The following is a 349-nucleotide window of genomic DNA, read 5'->3' as shown; positions in this document are numbered from 1 at the left end:
TTCATGACTGGGGTGAAGTCGTAACAAGGTAACCGTAGGGGAACCTGCGGTTGGATCACCTCCTTACCTGAAGATACTTTCCCGCGAAGTGCTCACACAGATTGTCTGATAGAAAAGTAACGAGCAGGACGGCTGCGAAGTCGTGACACTTTGTGTCCCCTTCGTCTAGCGGTTAGGACTCCGCCCTTTCACGGCGGCAACAGGGGTTCGAATCCCCTAGGGGACGCCACTGCTTGGTGACAGGTGAAAGGTGTCTCCACAGAATATCTCAAAACTGACGGTAACGTCGTGTTTGAGATATTGCTCTTTAACAATCCGGAACAAGCTGAAAATTTGAAACGACGCGTCG

At 51.0% G+C, this 349-nt stretch carries 1 tRNA gene and 1 rRNA gene; both read left to right on the top strand.

The features are described 5' to 3' along the window. A 16S ribosomal RNA gene (locus MXF20_RS23260) occupies positions 1 to 66 on the top strand; the annotation flags it as partial. A gap of 88 nt (positions 67 to 154) precedes the next feature. Further along, positions 155 to 229 (top strand) — tRNA-Glu (locus tag MXF20_RS23255). The last annotated feature ends 120 nt before the right edge of the window (positions 230 to 349 follow it).

It is taken from the genome of Pantoea dispersa, from assembly GCF_035783935.1.
In the GTDB taxonomy this organism is placed as follows: domain Bacteria; phylum Pseudomonadota; class Gammaproteobacteria; order Enterobacterales; family Enterobacteriaceae; genus Pantoea; species Pantoea dispersa_C.
This window is presented reverse-complemented; position numbering and strand designations above follow the sequence as displayed.